This window comes from Vibrio sp. 970, from assembly GCF_033339075.1.
Map to the genome: position 1 here is coordinate 39,233 of NZ_JAWOTW010000015.1, position 23,801 is coordinate 63,033.

Annotated in this window: 20 protein-coding genes; 7 read left to right on the forward strand and 13 right to left on the reverse strand. The window is 44.8% G+C overall.

Annotation, left to right across the window (positions count from 1 at the left end; all coding sequences use genetic code 11):
- Nucleotides 1–152: 152 nt before the first annotated feature.
- The 5 genes from R7Q11_RS19370 to R7Q11_RS19390 all read left to right on the forward strand — a co-directional run bounded on the left by R7Q11_RS19370 (nt 153) and on the right by R7Q11_RS19390 (nt 8,150).
- Nucleotides 153–1,082: a phosphate/phosphite/phosphonate ABC transporter substrate-binding protein gene (locus tag R7Q11_RS19370; RefSeq protein ID WP_053303129.1), complete on the forward strand. Its 930-nt coding sequence runs from the start codon at nt 153–155 to the stop codon at nt 1,080–1,082.
- Nucleotides 1,082–3,238, forward strand: a complete 2,157-nt coding sequence (locus tag R7Q11_RS19375) for a GGDEF domain-containing phosphodiesterase (RefSeq protein ID WP_225466642.1) — start codon at nt 1,082–1,084, stop codon at nt 3,236–3,238. Before R7Q11_RS19370 ends, R7Q11_RS19375 begins: the two co-directional genes overlap by 1 nt.
- Before the next feature lie 156 nt (nt 3,239–3,394).
- Nucleotides 3,395–6,571, forward strand: coding sequence for a response regulator (locus tag R7Q11_RS19380; RefSeq protein WP_225466643.1), 3,177 nt, complete (start codon nt 3,395–3,397; stop codon nt 6,569–6,571).
- 9 nt (nt 6,572–6,580) lie between these two features.
- On the forward strand, nt 6,581–7,057 hold the full coding sequence (locus R7Q11_RS19385) for a hypothetical protein (RefSeq protein ID WP_017633987.1): 477 nt from the start codon (nt 6,581–6,583) through the stop codon (nt 7,055–7,057).
- A 1-nt stretch (nt 7,058) separates the two neighbouring features.
- Nucleotides 7,059–8,150 carry a hypothetical protein gene (locus R7Q11_RS19390; RefSeq protein ID WP_025766727.1) on the forward strand — a complete coding sequence of 364 codons (1,092 nt, stop codon included), beginning with the start codon at nt 7,059–7,061 and terminating at the stop codon, nt 8,148–8,150.
- Nucleotides 8,151–8,296: 146 nt separating this feature from the next.
- Here R7Q11_RS19390 and R7Q11_RS19395 read toward each other — a convergent pair whose 3' ends face one another.
- The 4 genes from R7Q11_RS19395 to R7Q11_RS19410 all read right to left on the reverse strand — a co-directional run bounded on the left by R7Q11_RS19395 (nt 8,297) and on the right by R7Q11_RS19410 (nt 10,224).
- The gene (locus tag R7Q11_RS19395; RefSeq protein ID WP_225466644.1) at nt 8,297–8,608 is read right to left on the reverse strand and encodes a hypothetical protein; all 312 of its coding nucleotides are present in this window, start codon (nt 8,606–8,608) and stop codon (nt 8,297–8,299) included.
- Between the two features lie 202 nt (nt 8,609–8,810).
- Nucleotides 8,811–9,245, reverse strand: coding sequence for a DUF962 domain-containing protein (locus R7Q11_RS19400; protein ID WP_005377800.1), 435 nt, complete (start codon nt 9,243–9,245; stop codon nt 8,811–8,813).
- Between the two features lie 119 nt (nt 9,246–9,364).
- Entirely contained in the window at nt 9,365–9,718 is a 354-nt protein-coding gene (locus R7Q11_RS19405) for an MmcQ/YjbR family DNA-binding protein (RefSeq protein WP_017633985.1), read from the reverse strand.
- Nucleotides 9,719–9,741: 23 nt separating this feature from the next.
- Complete coding sequence (locus R7Q11_RS19410) at nt 9,742–10,224, reverse strand: MarR family winged helix-turn-helix transcriptional regulator (RefSeq protein WP_017633984.1); 483 nt, start codon at nt 10,222–10,224, stop codon at nt 9,742–9,744.
- A 110-nt stretch (nt 10,225–10,334) separates the two neighbouring features.
- Here R7Q11_RS19410 and R7Q11_RS19415 point away from each other — a divergent pair, with 110 nt between their 5' ends.
- Nucleotides 10,335–11,222, forward strand: a complete 888-nt coding sequence (locus R7Q11_RS19415; protein WP_042522534.1) for a DMT family transporter — start codon at nt 10,335–10,337, stop codon at nt 11,220–11,222.
- 132 nt (nt 11,223–11,354) lie between these two features.
- On the opposite strand, the gene R7Q11_RS19420 is transcribed toward R7Q11_RS19415, so the two are convergent.
- The 9 genes from R7Q11_RS19420 to R7Q11_RS19460 form a co-directional block, all read right to left on the reverse strand.
- Complete coding sequence (locus R7Q11_RS19420) at nt 11,355–12,677, reverse strand: EAL domain-containing protein (protein WP_213903618.1); 1,323 nt, start codon at nt 12,675–12,677, stop codon at nt 11,355–11,357.
- A 519-nt stretch (nt 12,678–13,196) separates the two neighbouring features.
- Entirely contained in the window at nt 13,197–14,468 is a 1,272-nt protein-coding gene (gene gabT / locus R7Q11_RS19425; protein WP_225466645.1) for a 4-aminobutyrate--2-oxoglutarate transaminase, read from the reverse strand.
- A 14-nt stretch (nt 14,469–14,482) separates the two neighbouring features.
- A complete protein-coding gene (locus R7Q11_RS19430; protein WP_225466646.1) occupies nt 14,483–15,910 on the reverse strand; it encodes an NAD-dependent succinate-semialdehyde dehydrogenase in 1,428 nt (475 codons plus the stop codon).
- Nucleotides 15,911–15,964: 54 nt separating this feature from the next.
- Entirely contained in the window at nt 15,965–17,047 is a 1,083-nt protein-coding gene (aguA, locus tag R7Q11_RS19435) for an agmatine deiminase (protein WP_225466647.1), read from the reverse strand.
- Nucleotides 17,048–17,059: 12 nt separating this feature from the next.
- Nucleotides 17,060–17,926, reverse strand: a complete 867-nt coding sequence (gene aguB / locus R7Q11_RS19440; protein WP_225466648.1) for an N-carbamoylputrescine amidase — start codon at nt 17,924–17,926, stop codon at nt 17,060–17,062.
- Nucleotides 17,927–17,943: 17 nt separating this feature from the next.
- The gene (locus R7Q11_RS19445) at nt 17,944–19,221 is read right to left on the reverse strand and encodes an NAD(P)/FAD-dependent oxidoreductase (protein ID WP_054574096.1); all 1,278 of its coding nucleotides are present in this window, start codon (nt 19,219–19,221) and stop codon (nt 17,944–17,946) included.
- A gap of 37 nt (nt 19,222–19,258) precedes the next feature.
- Nucleotides 19,259–20,743 (reverse strand): aldehyde dehydrogenase, encoded by a 1,485-nt coding sequence (locus R7Q11_RS19450; RefSeq protein ID WP_225466649.1) that lies wholly within the window; start codon nt 20,741–20,743, stop codon nt 19,259–19,261.
- 35 nt (nt 20,744–20,778) lie between these two features.
- A complete protein-coding gene (gene puuR / locus R7Q11_RS19455) occupies nt 20,779–21,336 on the reverse strand; it encodes an HTH-type transcriptional regulator PuuR (protein WP_005377813.1) in 558 nt (185 codons plus the stop codon).
- A gap of 18 nt (nt 21,337–21,354) precedes the next feature.
- Nucleotides 21,355–22,101, reverse strand: a complete 747-nt coding sequence (locus R7Q11_RS19460; protein ID WP_005377814.1) for a gamma-glutamyl-gamma-aminobutyrate hydrolase family protein — start codon at nt 22,099–22,101, stop codon at nt 21,355–21,357.
- 340 nt (nt 22,102–22,441) lie between these two features.
- Here R7Q11_RS19460 and R7Q11_RS19465 point away from each other — a divergent pair, with 340 nt between their 5' ends.
- A complete protein-coding gene (locus R7Q11_RS19465) occupies nt 22,442–23,785 on the forward strand; it encodes a glutamine synthetase family protein (protein WP_053350396.1) in 1,344 nt (447 codons plus the stop codon).
- Nucleotides 23,786–23,801 lie beyond the last annotated feature (16 nt).

The following is a 23,801-nucleotide window of genomic DNA, read 5'->3' on the forward strand; positions in this document are numbered from 1 at the left end:
CGGTACTATTTGAACGGAATAAGTGACCAAGTCACATTATAAAAAGTGCGCACACAACGAAATTTGTACATCATACTGTTTTTAAGATTGATTTCGGCACATTGATAAATACTAAATATTACTGACATGCACCAGAAGGAAGTTGAAGCCGGATGAAACCTGCCTGCACTCTGTTATTACTCACTTTGCTGAGTTCACCTTTTGTTGTCAGTGCACAAGAAAATATTGAGAAAACATTCACATTTGGCATTGTGTCCAATAAAGCCCAAAGCAAAATCAAAAAAGCGACGCCCCTTACTCAGTATGTAACTGAAAATATGACTGAATATGGTTACGCAAAAGGGGCGGTAAAGGTATTTAAAAATTATCGTCAGCTCGCGGTTGCGCTTGAAAATGGCACCGTTCAAATTGCAACGGCGACCCCCTTTAATGCGATGACCTTAGAAAAGGAGTCTAATAGCCAAGTTCTTGCTATACGATGGAAAAAAGGCCTGCAAAAATATCATACGGTGTTCTTTACTAATAAAGAGAGTGGCATTGAGTCACTTTCTGACCTGCGCGGAAAAACGCTTGTTTTCGAAAAGCGCACGTCTACCAGCAGCTATTACCTACCTGCGATTACATTGCTGAACCACGGAGAAAAACTGCAATACCTTCCCTCTCCTGATGACAAACCGGCCAAAGACAGCATTGGTTATTTATTCCTTGATGAGCAACTCGCTCAGTCAAATGAAATCAACCTATCTGTATGGGTATATAAACAGAGAGTTGCAGCAGGAGCATTCAGTAACTTCAACTGGAACAATCCCAAAGATTTGCCAGAGAACATGAAAGACAAACTAGCGATTTTTTCTCGTTCTGTTGAAATACCCAGGGATTTGATTCTCGCTTCTCCAAGCATGAGCCTAGAGCAACAGCGTAAAATCACGTCCATACTGCTTGATATGGATACAACTCACGAAGGCTCTCTCGCACTTAAAAAGTTTCAGAACACCAAAAAATTCAGCGCGCTTACTCCAGAAATGCGAGCCTCCTTAAGTACAGTGCGCAAGTCAGTTCACTTGTTACCGAAGGTGGATTGATGTTTCAAAAGCTCTCACTCGAAACCAAATACATTTGCTCGACAATGTTCGTTGTCTTGTTTGTTGTGGTGATAAATCTTGCGTTATACATGCACGGTTACGATGCATATTCAAATAGCTTAACTCAACAAATCACGAACAACTCTCAAGAAAAAACAGAATCTTACGTTAAGCAAAAAGGGTTGGTTTATGCAGAGCTATTATCAAAACAGCTTTTTGATCCACTCTATACAGACAATATCAGTCAAGCGTATGAGCAAATTAAGGCAACATTGAGCCAGCCAGATGTCTCGAAAATACATGTTGTTGACAATGAAGGGCTAATCTTTCACGACGGCACTACTCAGCTAAGGATGTTTGCCCAACCTCATCACCGCTCTCCTTTTATTTTGAAAGCAATAGAAGAATCCAGAACTCTCGTTTCCTTTTCCAAGCATCAGTTGGAGATCGCAGCGCCGATTCAGCAATCAAATATTACTCTTGGGGCGGTATATCTTGAGCTTAACTTGATACATCTACTGGAAGAGCAAGAACAGAACATTGAACAAGTCCAAGCGATTACCTCACACGATAAACAGAAGATGTTTAACTTGCTGCTAACGATCAGTGGGATATCCGTTCTATTCGGTAGCATCATCGCTTATGCTTTGGGGCGGTCGTTAACTAAGCCACTCAAGCAACTAAAAGATCAATTTTCAGAGTCAAATACCCAAGCGCTGCCAGTCACCGACATACAAAGCAAAGATGAAGTGGGAGAACTTATTTCGGCGTACAACAAAATGTCAAACAAAGTGAACCGATACACCAGCCGAGTTGAGTTCATGGCGTACCACGATATTCTGACTTCCCTGCCAAACCGAGAAAAGTTACTCATTGATATTCAAACGCAAATAACTGACCACAAATCTCCCTCACTTGCGGTTGTGTTTATTGACTTGGATGACTTTAAGCACATTAACGATAACTACGGACATAACATTGGGGATAAATTGCTAGGCCATCTTGCTTCAGAGCTTCAAGGCCGTTTGCCGAGTTATTTTAAGCCGCTTTACCGCCTTTCTACCATCGTAAGTCGAGTAGGTGCGGACGAATTTGTACTGGCCTTTCCGTGCTCGGACAATCATGAAGCTAGAGAAAAAGCGCACGCTATTCATCGCCAACTACTCTCTCCCTTTAGTTTGGAAGAGAACGATATTCAAATTACGGCAAGCCTCGGAGTTGCTGTGTATCCAGAATTTGGTTCAAACGCTGAGTCTCTTTTACAGCTTTCTTCTCTTGCGGCGCAGGAATCCAAAAGACGCGGTAAAGACATTATGACGATATACGATTCCACGTTTGATGAAACGATTAAACAACGTTTATACATAGAACGAGAACTGCGTCGTTCAGTACGTAACTTGTCTCAATTCGAGCTGTGGTATCAACCACAATTTGATCTAAAAACCTATCGCCTAATTGGGGTCGAAGCATTGGTTAGGTGGAATCATCCCGAGAAAGGTTATATCAGTCCAGAATCGTTTATCCCGATCGCAGAGCAAAGTGATTTAATATTGGAGCTTGGAGAACATATCATTAAGACGGCAGTTGCTCAGCGGGCAATGTGGGCAGAACATTTCGGTACTGATTTTCACATTGCACTAAACTTGTCCCCAAGACAAATCTATCGCCAAGATTTAAGTCAATTATTTTCTAAGTATTTACGACGACATGATGTCGCCCCTCAAACCATTCATGTTGAAGTGACAGAGTCACTTTTTATTGATGATACAGAGAAAGCTCAATATGTGCTTAAAAAACTACAAAGTATCGGAGTGGAAGTTTGGCTAGATGACTTTGGTACGGGGTATTCAGCCCTTGCCTACCTACAACATATGGCTTTTGACGGTCTCAAGATTGATCGTTCATTTATCGCTCAAATCCGAAAAAGCGATCAAGACGATTCATTAGTTCGCGCGATTGTATCCATGGCTCACAACCTAAGAATGAAAGTAGTAGCCGAAGGCGTAGAAACTCAAACTCAACTCACACGAATGGAGTCTCTCCACTGTGACGTCGTACAAGGTTTTTTCTTAGGTAGACCTGTACCTGCCGAGGAATTGATTGCATTTGAATACCAACGAGGGAGTGGCGCTCAAAGCGTCAATCACTTTGCTTAGAACGCCGTTTTGTTAACTATTGCCGCTTAGCGCATTAGTACTCGTAATGCAATATCGGTCACACTTCCCCCACCTCATTAATATGAATTTTCTCTTAAAATCTAACATCTGAGATAAATAAACTACACTTTTCATATCAACTTCTTGGATATGGAAATGCGCGTGGTAGGAATCTTTTCTTGGAACAACCTGTCGGTAAAACAAAAGCTATTTGGGTTGGTTTTGCTGCCAATTTTATTGTTGCTTGTCCTCGCGGGTAAACATGTACAAAGCCTTTCTATCCAGGCTCAGGAACTACAAAAAGCACAGTTATTCTCTGTCTACATCGACCGCGTATCTTCGCTTTATCACCTACCGAATAACCCTGATGTAATAGATAAGCAACTAAAAACTCAGCAGATATCTCAATTGTTACGCGACACCGCTGCACCAGTATTCGGTGAAAACGCTGAGATACTAAACCAGTTGACAAGCTTTGAGGAAGCAACCCTCTCGATGCTCTCTTCGCAAAATCAAGAAGAAAAGTTAGATGCGGCAGAGTGGCGCGCTGATACGTTCAAAGAAATCCTCATGAGCTTAGACAAAGTCTATTTTAGAAATGTGAGTTATGAAACAAACACTCACCTTTCTTCTTTGATGCAACTTGAATGGTTGATGTTTTGGTCCACTGAAGAGCATAGATTAAGCGAATATTTGATTCGATCTTCAGAGGAAAATAACGAGTATGACCTCACAACACAGGCTTTTATCCAATCTTTAATCCAGAACCAACAACTATTTCTAGAGCGTTTTGTGACGCTAAATGCCAATCAACAACAAGTAGATCTGCTCATTGAGACGTTTACGGGTGAAGTCTTTATCAAAAGCCAAGAGTTTCGTGCTTATTTATTGCAACCAGCTCAACTCAAATCATTAACCCCGGATGAGATTGATGCGGGGTTATCTGCACTCAACAAACGCTTATCGTTATTACAAAGTGTTGACGACAAAATGGAACAACAGCTGAGTGATGATATATCAAAGACAATCAACACGACGACACAGCACCGCTTTACCTTTATCGCAATGATGAGCCTTTTAACGCTGTTGGTCGTAAGTTTAACGCTAAGATTGGTGCGAAAAGTTACTGGAAACTTGAATCTAGTCCTCAAATTTCTCAGTAACGAAAGCAATGAACAAAGTAACACTGAAAATTCACCTCTTGCTCAACTAATAAAGGGTAAAGACGAGCTGAGTAAGTTTGCTCGAGAGGTAAAAAAGCTTAGTGATGAGCGGATGTTGTCCAGACTAAAGCTCACACAAGCTAAAGAAGATGCAGAACAAGCAAAAGATGATGCAATTAAGGCGAGTAAAGCCAAAAGTAGCTTTTTGGCCAACATGTCCCACGAGATCCGCACGCCGCTAAATGGCGTTATTGGCATCTCTGAAGTGTTATCCGATACTTCCCTGACTGCCACACAACGCGATTACGTCGACACGATTGAAACCTCCTCCCAACTGCTTTTGAGTTTAATTAATGACGTTCTAGACTTCTCAAAAATTGAATCTGGGATGTTGCTCATTAGCCCACATTCAACTTGTGTTCGAGAGTCTATCTATGACATTGCTTCTATCATTTCACCGAAAGCAAAGGAAAAAGGCATCGATGTGCAAGTCAACATTAGCCGTAACACGCCTTACCACGTAATGTTGGATGACCATCGTATACGCCAAGTTGTCATGAACTTCATGTCTAACGCGGTAAAATTTACCGAACAAGGCAGTGTAGAGCTATCGGTCATCACCCGCGAAATTAAAAATGGTGAAGCGGTCATCGAGTTTTCCGTTAAAGATTCTGGGATTGGTATTGATGCCCAGCAGCAAAAGAAAATATTTGCTCCATTTGCCCAAGAGGATAACTCTACTACCCGACAATTTGGGGGAACTGGACTTGGGCTTGCCATTAGCACGCAATTAGTTGAGCTAATGGGTGGAGAAATTCAACTTGAATCCGAGAAAGGTAAAGGCAGTCGCTTCTTCTTTGAACTAACTGCTCCTGTTGTGACGCAAGAGTTTAACGCTTATCACGCTCTGAATCACAACGATATATGGATTGTATGCAGCAGTACTCAACTAGAACAAAAACTGCGTAACGAGTTAAGTTTTTTCAACATCAATATAACGCAGTCAGTAGATACCTTAAGTGCGTTGCCAACGTGGATTGATAACGAGCGCGTTATCGTTATTCATGTAGAAGCATCACCAAATGCAGCGGCGATGCATATCGATGAGATAGAAAGCCTTTGTAAACGAAACATTCGTGTCTGCCTCATCAAGCACCTCCATAGCCCACAATTCGACTTTAGAAACAGTATCAGCGCCTTGGTCACTCAGCCACTACTAGGGCAGCGCTTAATTAAAGCACTTGAAAGTTGTGCGGCAAATTTCTCGCACGCACAACAAGAGAGCACTTCAGCGCAACATGTTAAATCTCTGCCGAAAATTTTGGTCGTTGATGACAATACGGTCAATCAAAAAATCGCGGGGCTACACGTCACAAAAGCTGGCTTCGACTTTGATGTCGCTGTAAACGGACAAGAAGCGGTTGAGAAATTTCAACAGAATCAATACAGCCTAATTTTAATGGACTGCATGATGCCCGTAATGGATGGATTTGAAGCCACCCAAATAATTCGTCAAATAGAAGTAAAAGAAAAACGCGCTTTCAGAATTCCGATTATTGCTCTAACGGCAAGTGTGGTCGATGACGATATACAAAAATGCTTTGACGTTGGAATGGATGACTATGTGCCCAAACCGTTTAAAGCAGGGTTGCTCAAAGAGAAGTTAGATAAGGCAATAGGGTTACGCGTTTCCAACACGACGCCTGCTGAACCACACCAAGAGAACACTACTCCCGATAAAACTCATGAACTACCTGCAAGTTCTGAGCAACCAGAAGCAACGGTAACGCCTATTCGCTCCGAACGCATCTTGCTTGTCGAAGATAATAGAGTGAACCAGAAAGTGGCTTCTCTATTGCTATCTAAAGCAGGCTATCAATTCGAAGTCGCAGAAAACGGACAAATTGCAGTCGAAATGTTCCAAAAAGATGGAAAGTTTGATGTTATTTTGATGGATTGCATGATGCCCATAATGGATGGGTTTGAAGCTTCTAGGCAAATTAGAGCTTATGAAGCGAGTAAAGGATTAGCTAAGACGCCCATTATCGCATTAACAGCAAGCGTCGTTGATGATGATATTCAACGCTGCTTTGATTCAGGAATGGATGCCTACGTACCAAAGCCTGTGCGCAAAGAAAAACTGTTGTATCAAATTGAACAAGCAATGTAGGTGGATTCTATGAGTAGAAATCATTCTCGCGTTGCTTTTCCTTTGCGTTACATAAAACGCTATCTGTTTATTCTGATTGCCCTTCTTTCATTAAATTGCCAAGCTCTCGCTGCAGAGAGCTACGCCGTTTTCTCATTTAATGACGAATTCTCTCCGCTCACTGTCAATAAAGCGCGAAAGTTGTACAGAGGGAAGACGCAACTTTTACAAGGCCAGCGAATTGAACTCTCTGACTGGCCTGCGACATCAACAGAAAGAGCTGAGTTCTATCGTTATCTTCTCAACAAAAATTTAGCGCAAATGAACGCGCATTGGGCAAGCTTGTCTTTTTCAGGTAAAGCTAGACCGCCAAAAGTGATTGCACGCTCCAGCATTGATGACCTCATAGCATGGATGCAAGAGAAGCCGAATAGAATTGGTTATGCCCCAACATCGAGCGTCCCTAGTAATGCTCATGTTTTATGTGTGGTTAGCTCGGAGAATTGATATGAAAAAATATTTAACCATGTTATCGCTGAGTATCGCGACCTTTCCGAGCTCAGCCACGATTGAACTAACAGAACAACTTTCTTTAAGTGGTTTTGGCTCTACTTCGTGGGCAAAATCCGATAACCCAACTACGTTACTAGTTAACCGCTTTATTGGCGATGAATCTTGTTTCGATTGCGATACCACTTTCGGCATGCAGCTCGATTATTTTCACAAGGCATTTCGGGCATCCGCACAAGTCGTAAAGCGCCCGCAAGACCATTGGAGCTCGCCTCAGCTCGAGTGGGCGTATTTGGCTTATACCTATCAAAACATAGAAATACGAGGAGGACGCTTAAGACTGCCACTGTTTTTGATGTCTGAGTACAACTATGTCGGCCACGCTTTTACCCAAGCCCGCCCACCGAATGAGGTATATGACAGCATTCTAGGTATCACGGCTTATAACGGCCTATCTGCACGCTGGATTCATGACCTCAATGAGCAAGTCGTACTTACCGCCATGCCGTTTGTCGGGTTTAAAGACAATAGTGACGTAACCATCAATGAACGTACTGAATTGGAAATTGAGTCAAACAATACTGCAGGGATGAACTTAACGCTAAGCGGAGAGAGCTATCGTTGGAATTTTTCCTACCTCCACGGCGATTATGATCAAACAACGACGCTCTCTAACATTGAGCAGTCCACTCCCGGTGGCGGAACCACAATCATTGACCGTCTAGTTGAAACAGAAAAAAACAACACGATCGATCTGTTCTCTCTAGGGTTAAGATACGAGCTCGATAACATTGTGATTATGGCAGAAGGACAGACCAGCAATCTTTCCTCATCTTGGTACGCGACAACAAGTTATAATGTAAACAAGCTGACTCCTTATATTGTTTACGGTCAGCAGTTTAATAGTCGGGATAAAAAAAGTGGAGACAGTTTCTTACTCGGGTTGAGATATGACCTAGATTACAACGTTTCCCTGAACGCAGAATGGCAAAGGTTCAACGCCTACAATAATAGCTCTGGCGCGTTTTCATCAGCCCCAAAGGATGACAGTGCGAGCCTTTATACGCTAATGCTCAACTTCGTTTTTTAATGTTTCTTACAGTACCAATTTCCACAACACTGGGGGCTGCTGTATTAAGAAGGCTTTTTGCAACACATAACTAAACGCTAAACGACTGGAAGGGATAGAATCGTTCAGATAGGTAAGTGGCAATCCAAACAGAGACAAAGGTTACTCTATTTCGGTTTGTTTTGATTGCCTTTTAACCGCTTTTCTTTGCGTCGCAGTGCCCGGAAAAACTTTGACTCTTCGTGGTACCAACCAAGGACACTAATTGGAAAGCCCACGAGCATCATAATAAAAACATCCGCAGGGAGTTGTTCCCAAATGTCGCTTAAAGAATGCAGCTCTCCCAAAATGAACAAACCGATGACTTTACCAAGCAGTAATGCACAACAAATCATAAAGAAGGACTTTAATATATAGTGCCATTTGCCTTTTTTACGCTCTTCTCTCCAATAGGCATATTTATATTGTCGGTCGTACATTCATCCCCCTAAAGTAAACTTGCCGTAAGTTTAAGTATCTCGATAGCGTAAAGTGCGTTGGCACCTCTTTAATCATAGTGCGTATCTAAAGTGAATGCTTGTCGTGGCAATAAGAAGGAGAGGTATTCTGTAGTAAGAGCTACATAATCTCTGAACGTTATATGTCTTGTGTCATTCGGATGATGCCTGATTTTGCTTATCGCTAGTGTTTTCTGAACACCCAAATCGGGCCGATGAGTAGAAACTGTAAATCCTCAAAAAACGACGGTTTTTTACCTTCAATCTTGTGACCGATAAATTGCAATATCCACAATACGCCAAACAAAAGCATAGAAATATGCAGAACGGGCAACATCAATACCTCTAGAGACCAAATAAGGCCAATGCACGCTAATGTGTAGCCGATCATCATCATGAATACGCTCAGAGACAAACGAAAATAGAAAACCCAAGTGGGGATCACCGCTACCCAAACCCAATTAAGTTCGAAGCCTAATAATGAAATCTGGGGAATCGACCAAATAAGTCCAACCACAGAAAGGTAGATACCTGGAACTGCGATTGTGTGAATCTTTTGGTTGATAGGGTTTTGGTGACTCTCCCCGTATTCTTTTAGCCATTCAGATAATGCTCGCATATCATTCCCCTTTTCCACCTTCTTATTCTTATATAGCCCGAGGATGAAAAAGGTGCGAATTTTTCCGTAAAGGCTACGAGCAACGAGCGACAAAACAACAGAGGCCAGTGCGTTGCCGATTACTCACCAAGCAACGCTCGTTGTGCTTTCGGCAGCTTGGCAACGACAAGAGCATAAGAGCGTTCACACAAGTCTTGAATCAACCCATCCTCGACATCACCGTTAAAATAAACCGTTATCCAATGACGCTTATTTAAGTGATAACCCGGGATAATGTCCGTAAACTGCGACGTTAAGACTTCTCCATCTTCTGGTTTTACTTTTACGCTGACATACTCCCGACCGTTTCTCTCTGCAATGATGGCAAACATCTTGCCTTTGATTTTGTAAACAAGCGCTTCAGGCCCAAATGGGAAATCGCTTTCTGCACACATGAAGGTACTTAAGTATTGTTCTAGTTCTTTGCTTTTCATATCCCCTACCTCCTTCTGCGTTCTCACTCAAATTGTGGCAATAGCAATTTTAACGCCTGGTTAACCTGCTCTTTTTCATTGCCTTCTAAACCATGCAATAACGATTGCTGAACGTCTACATGCTCCAAAATTAGCTTGTCAATTAAGGTTAAGCCTTGCTCTGTTAGTTCAACGGTGACGCTACGTCGGTCTTCTTTACTATGGGTTCTGGTAATAAACCCTTTCTTCTCAAGTTTATCTAAGCGATTAGTCATCGCACCCGAAGTGAGCATCATCGACTCTATTAACGCTGAGGGAGTAAGACAATATGGTGAACCAGCTCGACGCAGTGTCGCTAACACATCAAATTCACCCATTTTCAGGTCGTACTTCTTATGTAGCTCGGCGACCCTAGATTCCATGTGTTTTGCAATTCGCATTAGTCGACCCATTATTGCCATCGGTTCAGTGTCGAGGTCTGGCTTCTCCCTAGCCCACTGCTCTACCACTCTATCAATTGCATCCATTATTTCTCTCCAAACATCATATATTTTTTATTTTAACATAAAGATACTTTACAAAAAGCCACCTTGCCGATATCGTTACATTTAATTATCTCTACATAAAGATATTTAACATGAACATTTTACTTGCGATGATTCCTGCCTTTTTTTGGGGGACGACTTACGCTGTTACTCAGTTTACTCTACCGGACTGGCCTCCCGTTTTACTTGGCGCTCTAAGGGCACTGCCTGCGGGTCTTTTGTTGCTGGCAATAAAGCCCTCGTTTCCAAAAAGAAGTGAGTGGAAGGTGCTGCTTGTTTTAGGAACCATCAACATCGCTTGCTTCTTTGGTCTTATTTTTGTCATGGCGTTGACGCTTCCTTCTGCCATCTCTGGTGTTGGTATGGTTTCGGTCCCCGTTTTTGCGATGCTGTTTGGTTGGGCGGTCTACAAACGTCAGCCTAGTGGCATTCAAGCAATAAGCGGCGCAACTTTGATTGCTTTAGCTTGGTTCTTATTTGATCCTAGCTCTATTTCTCTCGAACCCGTGGGTTTACTTGCGATGATCTCCGCCATTATGTGCATCGTGATAGGAAGTAGCGTAACAAAGTCACTAGGTACAAAAATGCACTGGTGGACAGTACTAACATGGCAGCTCATTTTGGGTGGCGTGATTATGTCTATCGCAACAAGTGTGCTGGCGATAAACAATCCAGAGCCATATGTTACGGTCGTTCAGGACGTATCCATGACGAATATTCTAGGGTTACTGTGGGTAATTATTCTGAACACCGCATTAGGGTATGGCATGTATGTATGGTTATTGCAGCGGATGTCGGTCGTAGATTTTACCTTTGGTGGTATTGCAAACCCAGTCGCAGGCATTGTTTCGGGTCTACTGCTATTGGGGGAAACGTTCACTCCTCTGCAATACAGCTTAATGCTAGGAATGATCGTAATGTCATTACTACCTCAGCTCATTACGTCGATCAAAGCGAAAAGAGCCGCACTCTCCTCCTAAGTAACGTTAATTCCTAACACTCTAGAAGTAATGAGAGTGTTAGGAATCCTCAAGTGTGACCCCATCAGCAGAAATCAGCGCTAACCTAGGCAACTGACACCTTTAAAACGGTACGTTTTGACGTTATGGCTGTTAAGCGCTTGCAAGGTTAGTCAGGGGCTCTGGTTTAGCGTAAACATAACCTTGAATAAGGTAAATCGCATGCTGAGCCAGGTATTCGACTTGAGCCTGGCTCTCTACACCTTCTGCAATCATCTCACATTCCGCTTTGTTCGCTGCAGACACAATTGAGTCCAGCACTTTCAACTTTTGGTCGTCAGATCCTATTGGATCAATGAACATCTTATCCACTTTTACACACCGGATGCCCAAATCTTGTAGGTAAGAAAAGCCACCATATCCGGTACCAAAATCGTCAATTTTGAACTTGTAGCCTTTATTCGTTAAATACAAAATCTCTTTTTTCGCGGCCTCAGTGTCTTTTACTGGTATTCTCTCGGTCAATTCAAAATGAATTCTATTCGAGATTGGCCAATTTAACTCCGACAGCAACTTCGTTAATACACCTGACTCTAAATGGGAGGAAACAATATTGATACTGACCCACGTATGCTCGGGTAAGTCACTTAAGTCTTGTATGATTTTACGAATAAGCTGATTCGTCATCGGGATAATCAGGCCACTTTCTTCTGCAGCACCAATAAACATATTTGGTGGCACCATTCCATCACGTCGCGACCATCGAATCAGAGCTTCGTATCCTACTGTCTTACCATCGCGACTATCGACAATCGCCTGGTAGTAAGGAATAAATTCTGCATTACTAATCCCATTTTCAATTAGACCAGTAATGGATTTTCTCAAGCTTTTACCAGATATGTATGCAAAGGCAGTCGCAAGACCAGCAAGCACACTTACAAGACCGCCCCACAAAAGTACTCTTTCCTGAGCATAATTTTTAAGTTTTTCGCCGCTGTATATCTTGATGAGCATGTTGGCTTGAGACTCTCCTGAAAAGAAAAACTCTTTTGAGAGTGCGTTTTCTTCTCCTGCAATATTCGCTTTGCCACGGCTTATCGTTAAATCACCAAATATTGGTTCATCATACTTAAACTCTACAAATAGGCAGTCTTTGCAAGGCGTTTTTATTACCTCGTTAACCCAACTGTTATCAAGTACCCAGAAGACTTCAACGTGTTCATTATCATAAATGACCATCCACTCTATTTGGTCATTCTGTTGCGGCAAAATAAGTGATGCGAAAAAGTTTTCATCCATCTGAAATCGTTCACTACTAGATGGGCGAGACACTTCACTACCAACCGTGGAACACGTTTTTCCGCCTTCTGTGGTCATCGCAATAAAACGAATGTAACGGTTATAAAAACGTGGGTCGCGTAAAGTTCTTACATCACTATCACTACAAGTAAAATCTAACTGAGCAATCTGCTTCACTATTGCTCCGTCCAAATAGGCAGACCTTTGATTTAAATAATCTACGTAAGTATCTATTTTCGACGCTTTTACCGAGTTGACGTAAAAGTTGGTTATCGAATGAAAGGCCACTACAAATATGGCGATGGGAACTAAGCCGAGTAAAATGGCATACCTTGTATTCTTTGTTATCAAAGTTCGTCCTGCTAATCTGTCAAGCAACCTAAGTGGGATATGAATACTATCTCATTTTTATAGTCCAAAAAGTGAGGAATGACGCTCAATAAAATTATAGACTCAAGTGGCTTTCAGATGTCGGGATTTAGAATGTGAGCACCAAACCACATTCGAGGAGAACAAAGTAGCGACTAAGTGAAAAGTAAGAACGAGCCCAACTGTTAAGTCATCCGTAATAAAAGTGACAACTTGGATCTTGAGCAATACTTTTTAGATAGGCAGCAGATACGCTAAAAAACAAAAAGGAAACGATTGATGCCAACCGCTTCCTTTATTTGTTATTGCTATTTAAAAGTGCGTGAATTACGCCACTTCAATAATCACTTTTTCCAATTTATCTAGGCCTTCATTTAGCACGTCAGATTCGATGGTCAGTGGAGGTAACAGACGAATCACGTTCGCTTTTACCCCACAAGAAAGCAGGATAAGACCATTTTCTTGCGCTTTAGAAATCACCGATTTGGTCATCTCTTGTAGCGGCTTACCTGATTCTGGGTCAGTAAATTCAATCGCCATCATCGCACCCGTAGTACGGATTTCACCAATAGCAGGCACAGATTGTTGCAGTTTGGTCATACGTGCATTGACCACTTCACCGATGCCCATCGCTTTAGCACACAAATCTTCTTCTTCGATGATTTTCAGCACTTCAAGACCAGCAACACAACCGAGTGGCGAGCCTGCATAAGTACCACCTAAACCACCAGGCAGTGCGGAGTCCATTACATCCGCTTTACCAACAACAGCTGAGATTGGGAAACCACCAGCAATGCCTTTCGCCATTGTCATTAGATCGGGTTCAATGCCTAGGTACTCCGTCGCAAACATTTTACCGGTACGGGCAAAACCCGTTTGGATCTCATCCGCAATCAGCATGATACCGTGCTTGTCACACAGTTGACGCAAGCCTTGTGCAAACGCTTCAGGTGCTTTGTAGAAGCCGCCCTCACCTTGTACTGGCTCGAAGATGATCGCCGCAACACGTGATGGTTCAATATCACAAGCAAATAGATCGTCGATCGCTTGTAAACTTTGCTCAACGCTGATGCCGTGAAACGCATTTGGGTACAGCGCGTGGTAGATTTCGTTCGGGAAAGGACCAAAGCCCGCTTTGTACGGCGCAACTTTACCAGTTAACCCCATAGTCATGTTTGTGCGACCATGAAAGCCGCCTTTAAACGCTATCACGCCGCTACGGCCTGTATGAGCGCGTGCCACTTTTACGGCATTTTCGACCGCCTCGGCGCCAGTAGTAAGAAAGATCGCTTTCTTCTTAGTCTCACCTGGTGCAAGTTCTGTCAGCTTTTCAGCCAGCTCAACGAATGACGCGTACGGCGTAACCATCGCGCAGGTGTGCGAAAAGTTATCCAACTGAGCTTTTACCGCTTCGCTAATGCGCTTGTGAGAATGCCCGGTGTTAGTCACCGCGATACCCGCTGCAAAGTCGATGTATTTGTTGCCTTCGATATCCCATACGTAAGCGTTTTCTGCTTTCTCGACGTAAAGTGGGTACAGTGCGCCCATGCCTTGAGCGATAACTTGGCTTCTTCTTTCGTGTAGTTGTTGGTTTGTCATTGTTTTGTCCTTAATTAGTTGCCGCCAAAGCAGAGATATTTCACGTCCATGTATTCATCGATACCTTGTTTTGCTCCTTCACGTCCGATACCGGACTGCTTAACACCACCGAAAGGAGCCACTTCAGTAGAGATCATACCTTCGTTAATGCCGACCATGCCGTATTCGAGCGCTTCTGCGATTTTCCAAACACGGTGAATGTTTTGGCTGTAGAAGTACGACGCGAGACCGTAGATGGTGTCGTTCGCCATTTCGATCAGCTGTTCGTCGCTGTCAAAACGAATCACTGGCGCGACAGGGCCAAAGATTTCCTCGGAAACAATCTTCATGTCGTGAGTAACGTCTTTGAGAACCACTGGCTGCATAAATAGACCATCGAGCTTTTTAAGTTCTGAAACCGGCTTCGCGCCTTGCTCGATAGCACCATCGATCAACGCTTGAATGCCTTGCTTCGCTGACTCGCTGATCACTGGACCAATGTTGACCCCCTCTTCCAATCCGTTACCAACTTTGAGCTGCTGAACCGCAGCGTCAAACTTAGCAACGAATTCGTCATACACTTTGCTGTGTACATAGAAACGGTTCGCACAAACACACGTTTGGCCTGCGTTACGGAACTTCGACGCCATCGCACCCGCCACGGCTGCATCAATGTCGGCATCATCGAATACGATAAACGGCGCGTTGCCACCGAGCTCCATTGAGGTACGTTTAATGTCCGCCGCGCTTTGCTGCATCAGCACACTACCAACTTGGGTAGAGCCAGTGAAAGACAACTTGCGAATCAACGGATGCGAAGTGAAGATAGCACCGACCTGACGGGAGTTTTCCCCCAATACCACTTGCAGCACATCGCGTGGGATACCCGCTTGATAGGCAAGCTCTGCAACCGCAAACGCTGACAGCGGCGTGGATTCAGATGGTTTTACGACAAAGCTACAGCCTGCCGCTAAAGCTGGCGCTGCTTTGCGCGTGATCATCGCGATTGGGAAGTTCCAAGGCGTAATCGCACAGGCAACACCAATTGGCTGTTTGATGGTCACCAAACGCTTGTCTGCACTTGGGGCAGGAATCGTCTCGCCGTAAGTGCGTTTCGCTTCTTCAGCAAACCATTCGATAAAGCTCGCGCCGTAAAGCACTTCACCTTGAGCTTCCGCTAGCGGCTTACCTTGCTCTAACGTCATCAAACGGCCAAGGTCGGCTTTGTTTTCTAGCAGGAGTTGGAACCAACGATTAAGCATGCCAGCGCGCGTTTTTGCTGGCAGTGCCGCCCACTCTTTCTGCGCCACACTGGCACGTTCAATGCCATTTAAAATGTCGTTTTCGGTTGAGACTGGTGCGTACCCGAGGAGTTCTCCGGTCGCCGGATTAGTCACTGCAATGCCCTGTTGTGGATTCGCTACCATAAACGAAACAAGGCTTTGGTTTTGTATCTGTTGCATGGTCATTCCTTTTGACAACTCATCATCGCCGCTAAGCCAGCGGCGAGTTTATGTTTAAGCAGGGATCTGCTGCGTAATGCAGTGGATGTTCCCTCCGCCGAGTAGAACCTCTCTCGACGGTATCGCGATGATTTGGTATTCCGGCATCGCGTTTTGCAAAATATCGATCGCCATAGCGTCGGTCTCTTCGTCCAGCATCGGCAAGAACACATGCTCGTTGACGATAAGAAAGTTGGCATAAGAGGCACTTAGGCGTTCGCCAGCTTGTCGACTCATTCCTGAACTGGCGTCAATGCCATTGGCTTCGCGCTCGCTGTAATGCAACGGACCCGGTAATGGCAAACGGACAATTTCAATCTCGCGCCCTCTCGCATCGTGCTGAGATTTCAGTACTTGTTCCGCTTGACGAGATAACGCGTATTGCGGATCGCTTGGGTCATCGGTCCAACTTAGTACCACTTTACCCGGTGCGATAACGTGCATCAGGTTGTCGATATGGCCGTCTGTTTCGTCATTGAATAAACCATTTGGCAACCAAATGACTTTTTCGATACCGAGGTACGCCTTTAACTGCTCTTCGATTTGCGCTTTGCTCAACTGCGGATTACGTCCTGGGCTGAGTAAGCACTCCTCTGTGGTGTAAAGGGTGCCTTCACCATCGGTGTGAATCGCCCCTCCTTCAAGTACAAACGGAGCACGGTAATGATCAATACCGATGATGTCGCACACCGAGCCAGCGACAAGGTCGTCCTGCTGCCAGTTGTCGTAAAGGCCGTTGTATTCGCCGCCCCACGCGTTGAATTGCCAACTAATCCCACGGCGCTCGCCCGCTTGGTTAACAAGCACGGTCGGCCCGATGTCTCGCATCCACGCATCGTTAAATGGGATTTCCACCAAACGTACGTCTGAGTGGAGCATTTGACGCGCTCGGTCAAAGTTGTGCGAGCATACCGCCACGCACACATTGGTCACATCCGCGATTAAGTTCGCGATTCTGGCAAAGGTTTCTTGCGCGGGTAATGCGTCATCACGCCAGTTGTCTTTCCTTTCTGGCCACGCTAGCCAAACTTCACTAACCGGCTGAAACTCAGCCGGAAAATAGAAGCCATCTTGCGCTGGTGTTGTCGATAACTTCATTTTAATGCCTCTTTAAACGGCTAGTTTGCCAACGCTGGTGTAAAGGTCTGGACGACGGTCGCGGAACAAGCCCCATGCGTGACGCGCTTTCGCTGTCGCAGCAAGGTCGATTTCTGCGTAAATGATGGCTTCACCTTCACGTGGTGCTTCGGCAATTTTTGCACCAGTGTGGTCAGTGATAAAAGAAGAGCCGTAGAACGTCGTCTCGATACCATCATCGACTTCAGTGCCCACTCGGTTTGACGCAATCACTGGAACGAGGTTTGCTGCCGAGTGACCTTGCATTGTACGTTGCCAGTGGTCACGTGAATCCAGTGTCGGATCTTGAGGCTCAGAACCGATTGCAGTTGGGTAAAAAATCGCTTCCGCGCCGTGCAGAGCCAAGCTGCGTGCAAGCTCTGGAAACCATTGGTCCCAGCAAATGCCAGCACCGAACTTACCGAACTTGGTTTGCCACACTTTGAAACCGGTATCGCCAGGGCTAAAGTAGTATTTCTCGCTGTAGCCCGGGCCGTCAGGAATGTGTGACTTGCGGTAGTTATCTAATACCGTGCCATCGGCATCTATCATCACTAGCGAGTTAAAAAACGTGTTGCCCGCTTTTTCAAAGTAGCTGACTGGAATAACCACGCCGAGCTCTTTAGCCAGTGCACTCATCTCTTTAATAAGACGACAATTCTCCGTTTCTTCTGCAAGCTCGAAATACTTTGCTTCTTGTTTTTTGCAGAAGTAAGGCGCAGCGAACAGCTCTTGCGGAAGAATCACGTTCGCACCGTTTTGTGCTGCTTCACGAATCGCCTTTTTTGCTTTGGCTAAGTTATCTTCCAGATCCCAGCTTTTCGTCAGTTGAAGGGCTGCAAATTTCACCACTTTGCTCATTGGATATTCCTTATCTCTTAAATCGCCAGTTTGTCACGTAGGTTGTAGTAAGCCGCGCCCATTGCCGTAAACGGAATTTGGAAGTGGCGGCCACCTGGGAAGGAGTAATGTTTCAGTGCAGCAAACGCATCGAAACGTTCAGCGTGTCCGGTCAATGCTTCTGCCAGCAACTTACCTGCTAGGTGAGTACACGTTACACCGTGACCGCTGTAGCCTTGTAGGTAGTAAATGTTGTCTGCAAACGAGCCAAATTGCGGCATGCGTGAGTAAGTCAGCAAGAAGTTACCTGTCCAGGTGTAATCAATCTTGATGCCTTTCAATTGTGGGAAGACTTTTTCCATCTTCGGACGGATCAGTGCTTCGATGTTTTCTGGGTCACGTGCTCCGTAAACCACACCACCTCCGAACAACAAACGCTTGTCGGCGGTTAAGCGGAAGTAGTCAAGCAAGTAGTTACAATCTTCAACGCAGTAGTCACTGGTCAGCACTTGTTTTAGCTGCTCATCACTCAAAGGCTGAGTCGCCACCACTTGTGTGCCGCACGGGATCGCTTTGTTGCTGATGTTTGGTGCCAAACCACCAAGGTAGGCGTTACCTGCCAAAACCACGTACTTGCTCTTCACGCTGCCTTGCGCTGTTTTCACTACTGGGTTAATCCCTTTGTCAATCGATACGACCGCCGACTGTTCGAAGATTTGGCCACCCAGAGAAATAAACGCAGCGGCTTCACCTAACGCGAGTTTAAGCGGGTGAATGTGACCACCGCGCATATCCAACAAGCCACCAGTGTACACTTTGGTCCCTACCGCTTGTTCTACTTCTCCTGCGTCAAGCAGAGTCAGTTGGTCGTTGCCGTAACGCTCCCAGTTCTTCTTATGTTCTTCTAGCCCTTTGAGTTGTTTACTGTTCAGTGCCGTGAACAAGCCGCCTTGCTTGTAATCACAGTTGATGTCGTATTTGTCGATCAGACCACGGATGATATCGCCGCCTTCAAAAATCATATCGCACAGAGCTTTGGCTTGGTTTTGGTCGTAACGGCTTTCAATCACGTCAACATCTCGGCTGTAGCTGTTAACGATTTGGCCACCGTTACGACCAGTTGCTCCAAAGCCCACTTTTGCGCTTTCTAGCACAACAACTTTAAAACCTTTTTCTGCAAGGTGTAGTGCAGAAGAAAGACCAGAAAATCCCGCACCGACTACACACACATCGCACTCGATGTCGTTTTGCAACTGTGGGTATTCCGGCATGTTTGGCACAGAGTGCGCGTAGAACGAATCCGTATGCTTGTTCATAGAACTATTCCTTTATTTATCGTAATCGTCAGCAGGCTTAAGGATGGAGGCGAATCCAAGTGGTTTTGGTTTCGGTGAATTTTGCAATCGCGTGGAGAGACTTGTCTCGACCATTTCCGCTCATTTTGAATCCGCCAAATGGGACCGTCATGTCACCTTCGTTGTAGTTGTTGACCCAAACCGAGCCGGCTTGCAGTCGTTTTGCTACGCGATGAACGCGGTTGATATTGCTGCTCCAAAGTGCAGCACCTAAGCCGTACTTCGAATCGTTAGCGATCTCAATTGCTTGCGCTTCATCTTTGAATGGAATGACACACAGCACCGGACCAAAAATTTCCTCTTGGGCGACACGCATCTTGTTGTCGACGTTGTCTAAAATGGTTGGGGAAACAAATGCGCCCTGCCCATCGACATCGCCACCACAACGTACGTTTGCACCTTCTGATTCACCTAACGAGATGTATTCCAATACTTTTGATTTATGATCTTGGTCGATGAGTGCACCCATGGATGAACTTGGGTCCATTGGGTCTTTTGGCGTGAACGCTTTCGACGCTTGAATAACTTTTTCTATAAACTGCTCTTTGATGCTTTCGTGAACAAGCAGGCGGGTTGCCGCGACGCACACCTCACCTTGGTTGTAGAAACACCCTGCGGCGGTGTCTGCTGCTGCGCGGTCTAAATCATCACAATCTTCAAACACGATGTTCGCGTTCTTGCCGCCCGCTTCTGCAAACACACGCTTTAGGTTGCTCTCACCCGATCTGACCATCAGTTGACCTGCAATGCGCGTCGAGCCTGTGAAGGCGATGCAGTCTACGTCTTGGTGTTTCGCCAACGCGTCGCCAGCTTCATGACCAAAACCCGTAACGACTTGGAAAACGCCTGTTGGTAATCCCGCTTGAGAAGCAAGTTGACCTAGAAATATCGCGGTGAGAGAAGATTTTTCTGACGGTTTTAGAATCACGCTGTTACCAGCGGCTAAAGCAGGACCAAGCTTCCAGCACGCAAGCCAAAGGGGAAAGTTCCACGGTACAACTGCAGCCACCACGCCAATTGGCTGATGAGAAATAAAGGCATGTACGTCTTTTTCCGTTGGAGCAACTTCACCGTACACTTTGTCGATCGCTTCAGCGTACCAGCGTAAAGAGTTTGCTGCGCCAGGAATATCGGTAGAGAAGCTGTGAGAGATAGGTTTACCAGTATCGAGAGTTTCTAATAGTGCTAACTCTTCTTGGTGTTGATCAATCAGGTCAGCAAACTGTTTAAGCACTGCTTTGCGATGAGCTGGGCTGCTTTCACTCCAGATACCAGATTGAAATGCTTGGCGAGCGTATGATACCGCGAGATCAACATCTTCATTTTGGCAACGGGCGATTTCGGTGAATATCTCGTCTGTTGCTGGGTTAACTACCGGGATGGTTTGCCCTGTTAAAGCGGCACTGTATTCACCGTTAATGTACGCCCTGTTTTCGATGTTTAGATTGTTTTTTAGTTCAATCCATTGCTCTTGGGTTTTCATACGCTCTCCTTGTGATCACACAAGGCAAGCCCCCACTAAAATGTGGTTGGCGTATGCGCACTTATCATTCGACAAGCCTTGTCTGTGTGATTTGTAAATCGATGGGGCTTCGTCGTATCAATAATGTACGACTCGCCCGCTGTTATGACATGAGATTGCCCTTTATATTCCAGAGTGATTTCACCCTCTAATACGGTGCCAATCTCTTCGCCTTCGTGTTTGATTTCTGCCGCACCAGTGGTTCCATAAGGTGCGTATTCCTCGATCAAGAATCCGATAACTTGATCTTTGTCGCCATTCGTTACCAGTTTCATGGACACCGTCTCGCTCCCGATTTCCACAAGATCTGACGGCTTGATGACTACTTTCACTTCATCGTTCGAAGGTTGTTCAAAAGTGAAAAACTCTGATAACGATAAAGAAAATACATTAACGATTTTTTGTAGTGAGCTGACCGACGGGCTCACTTTGCCATTTTCAATGGATGAGATTGCACTGTGGGTAATACCAGCGCGCTCGGCTAGTTCCCTTTGTGACAATCCATGTTTTTTTCGTAACTGAACAATATTTTTACCAATCTCTTGATTGTCCATTCATACAGCTCCAAACGTTTAACGAGAGGTAGCCATCATAAATTCATTGAACAAAATTTGAGAGAAATGATTGGTTTTTGCTTCCCATTCTGGGTGCCACTGCACGCCAACGAAAAATTTTTGATTAGGAAGACTAAATGCTTCTACCAAGCCATCCGGGGCTTTAGCTTCTACTTGTAATAGAGGAGCAAGCTGATCGACGCCTTGGTTGTGTAGTGTGTTCACTTCAAAGAAGGTGGTATTTTCCCAATGATTTTGCACCAGCCATTGTTCAAATAAGCTCTGCTTTTGAACTAGTACAGCGTGTGCTGGCGCGTATTTTTGTTCGAAATCTTCAACAGGCGCTTCACGATGGTCATTGAAGCCGGAGTCATGAACGGCTGGGTTTAACGAGCCACCAAGTGCGACATTCATCTCTTGAAAGCCGCGGCAAATACCAAGGCACGGAATGTTTTGGTCAACCGCATGACGAATTAACGTGAATGAGAGCTCATCACGAGCTTCATCTTTGTAGCTCTCTTCGTGCGTTGCATTGTATCGATGTGGCGCAACGTTAGAGTGGCTGCCAGGAAAAAGAAAACCATCACATATGTCTAGGATGGTGGTTACGTCATCGCCCGACATGTCGGGAGCCAACATAATCGGTAGTCCTCCAAAATCCTTTATGGCGCGAAGGTAAAAGTCGTTGACCGCTTGTATCTGATAGCCACCCAACTCTTTAGCGCAGCTAACCACACCAATGATGGGTTTGTGTGTATCTGCCATGATATGTCCGTGTTCGATTTATTTAACATAAACCCTACAAACCATGTACAAAATTATCAACACAGATGACCATTATTATCGTCACAACGTGATCTGACGCACTTTTTAGGCTTCAAAACTGAATATTTATGCTCATTATATTGAACAAAACAAAACCAACTGTTACAAAATAGTTAACAGAAAGACATAAAAACCAGCCGTTAAACATCAAAAACACAGTGTAAGTGCATGTTTAAATTAAAAATAACCTAAAAAACAAACAACTCGCTCAGAGTACTGTAATTTATTTGTTAATTTGGTTATTTCTAATTTCTACTCGTCAGGCTATTTGGAGAAGAAAATGGAATCGTATCTACAGGAAGTAAAAAATTTTAAACAAAAATGGCCCGATATTGAATTTATCGATCTCATCTTTACCGATATAAATGCCACCCCAAGAGGAAAACGCATCCCGATAGATGCTCTAGAAAAACTGAATAAAGGTGTTGCCCTCCCCCTTTCGACCATCACCCTAGATACCAAAGGTAACGTCGTTGAAACAGCCGGGTTGGGAGAAGATCTCGGAGAACCAGATAATCTCTGCTATCCAATCAGCGGCACCTTAATGCCGACGGCAAAAGAACAAGTTGGTCAGCTACTGCTTAGTATGATGGATGAAACCGGGCAGCACCCTAACCCACTGTTCATCCGAAACATTCTCGCTTCTATATTGCAAACACTGCATGCTAAAGACCAATATCCTTGCGTCGCGCTCGAGCTGGAGTTCTATTTAATAGACAAAACCCGCGGCGAAAATGGCGAACCATTAACGGCAATTAACCCCACGAAAAAAACTCGAGAAAAAGATACCGAGGTTTACGACCTTGATGGACTAGATGACTACGCTGATTTCTTGGCCGACCTTAATCGAATTGCATTAGAACAAGGTTTAAACACTTCCGGAGCCCTATCTGAATCGGCACCAGGGCAGTTCGAAATCAACTTCAACCATTCTAAAGATGTGCTTCGAGCATGTGATGAAATCATCATCGCAAAACGCTTGATTCGCCAGGTCGCTCATCAGCACGGATTTGACGCCACATTTATGGCGAAACCTTTTAGTGAGCAAGCGGGTAATGGCATGCACATTCATCTCAGCTTGGTTGATACAGATGGTAACAACCACTTTAGCCAATCAGACGGTCAAGCGAGCGCCTTCTTCTATCAAACCATGGCAGCGATGCTGTCACAAACATCCGATGCCATGGCCCTAATCTGTCCTAACGTTAACTCTTACCGTCGCTTTGTTCCTGGCGCTTACGTCCCAACCAAAGCCGATTGGGGAGAAAACCACCGCGGTGTTGCGTTGCGTGTGCCTATCAGCGATAGCAAAAATCGCCGTATAGAGCATCGTATAGCAGGCGCTGACGTTAACCCATACATTCTCGCTGCAGTAGTACTTTCCGCAGTATTAGCGAGTGAAAGCTACACCAAAGATCAATGTCCACCGACTCTCAGTGATGATGCAATTGAGTTACCTCTGCGTATGTCAGAAGCTCTAGAGCGACTGGAGCACAGTGAGCTAGCTCAATACATCTCAAGAGACTTTATCGATTTGTATCTAGCTTGCAAACAGAGTGAACTCGCAGAATTTGAGCGAGCGATTACTCCATTGGAAATCGACTGGATGTTGCACTCGGCATAAACAAAGGAAATGAACT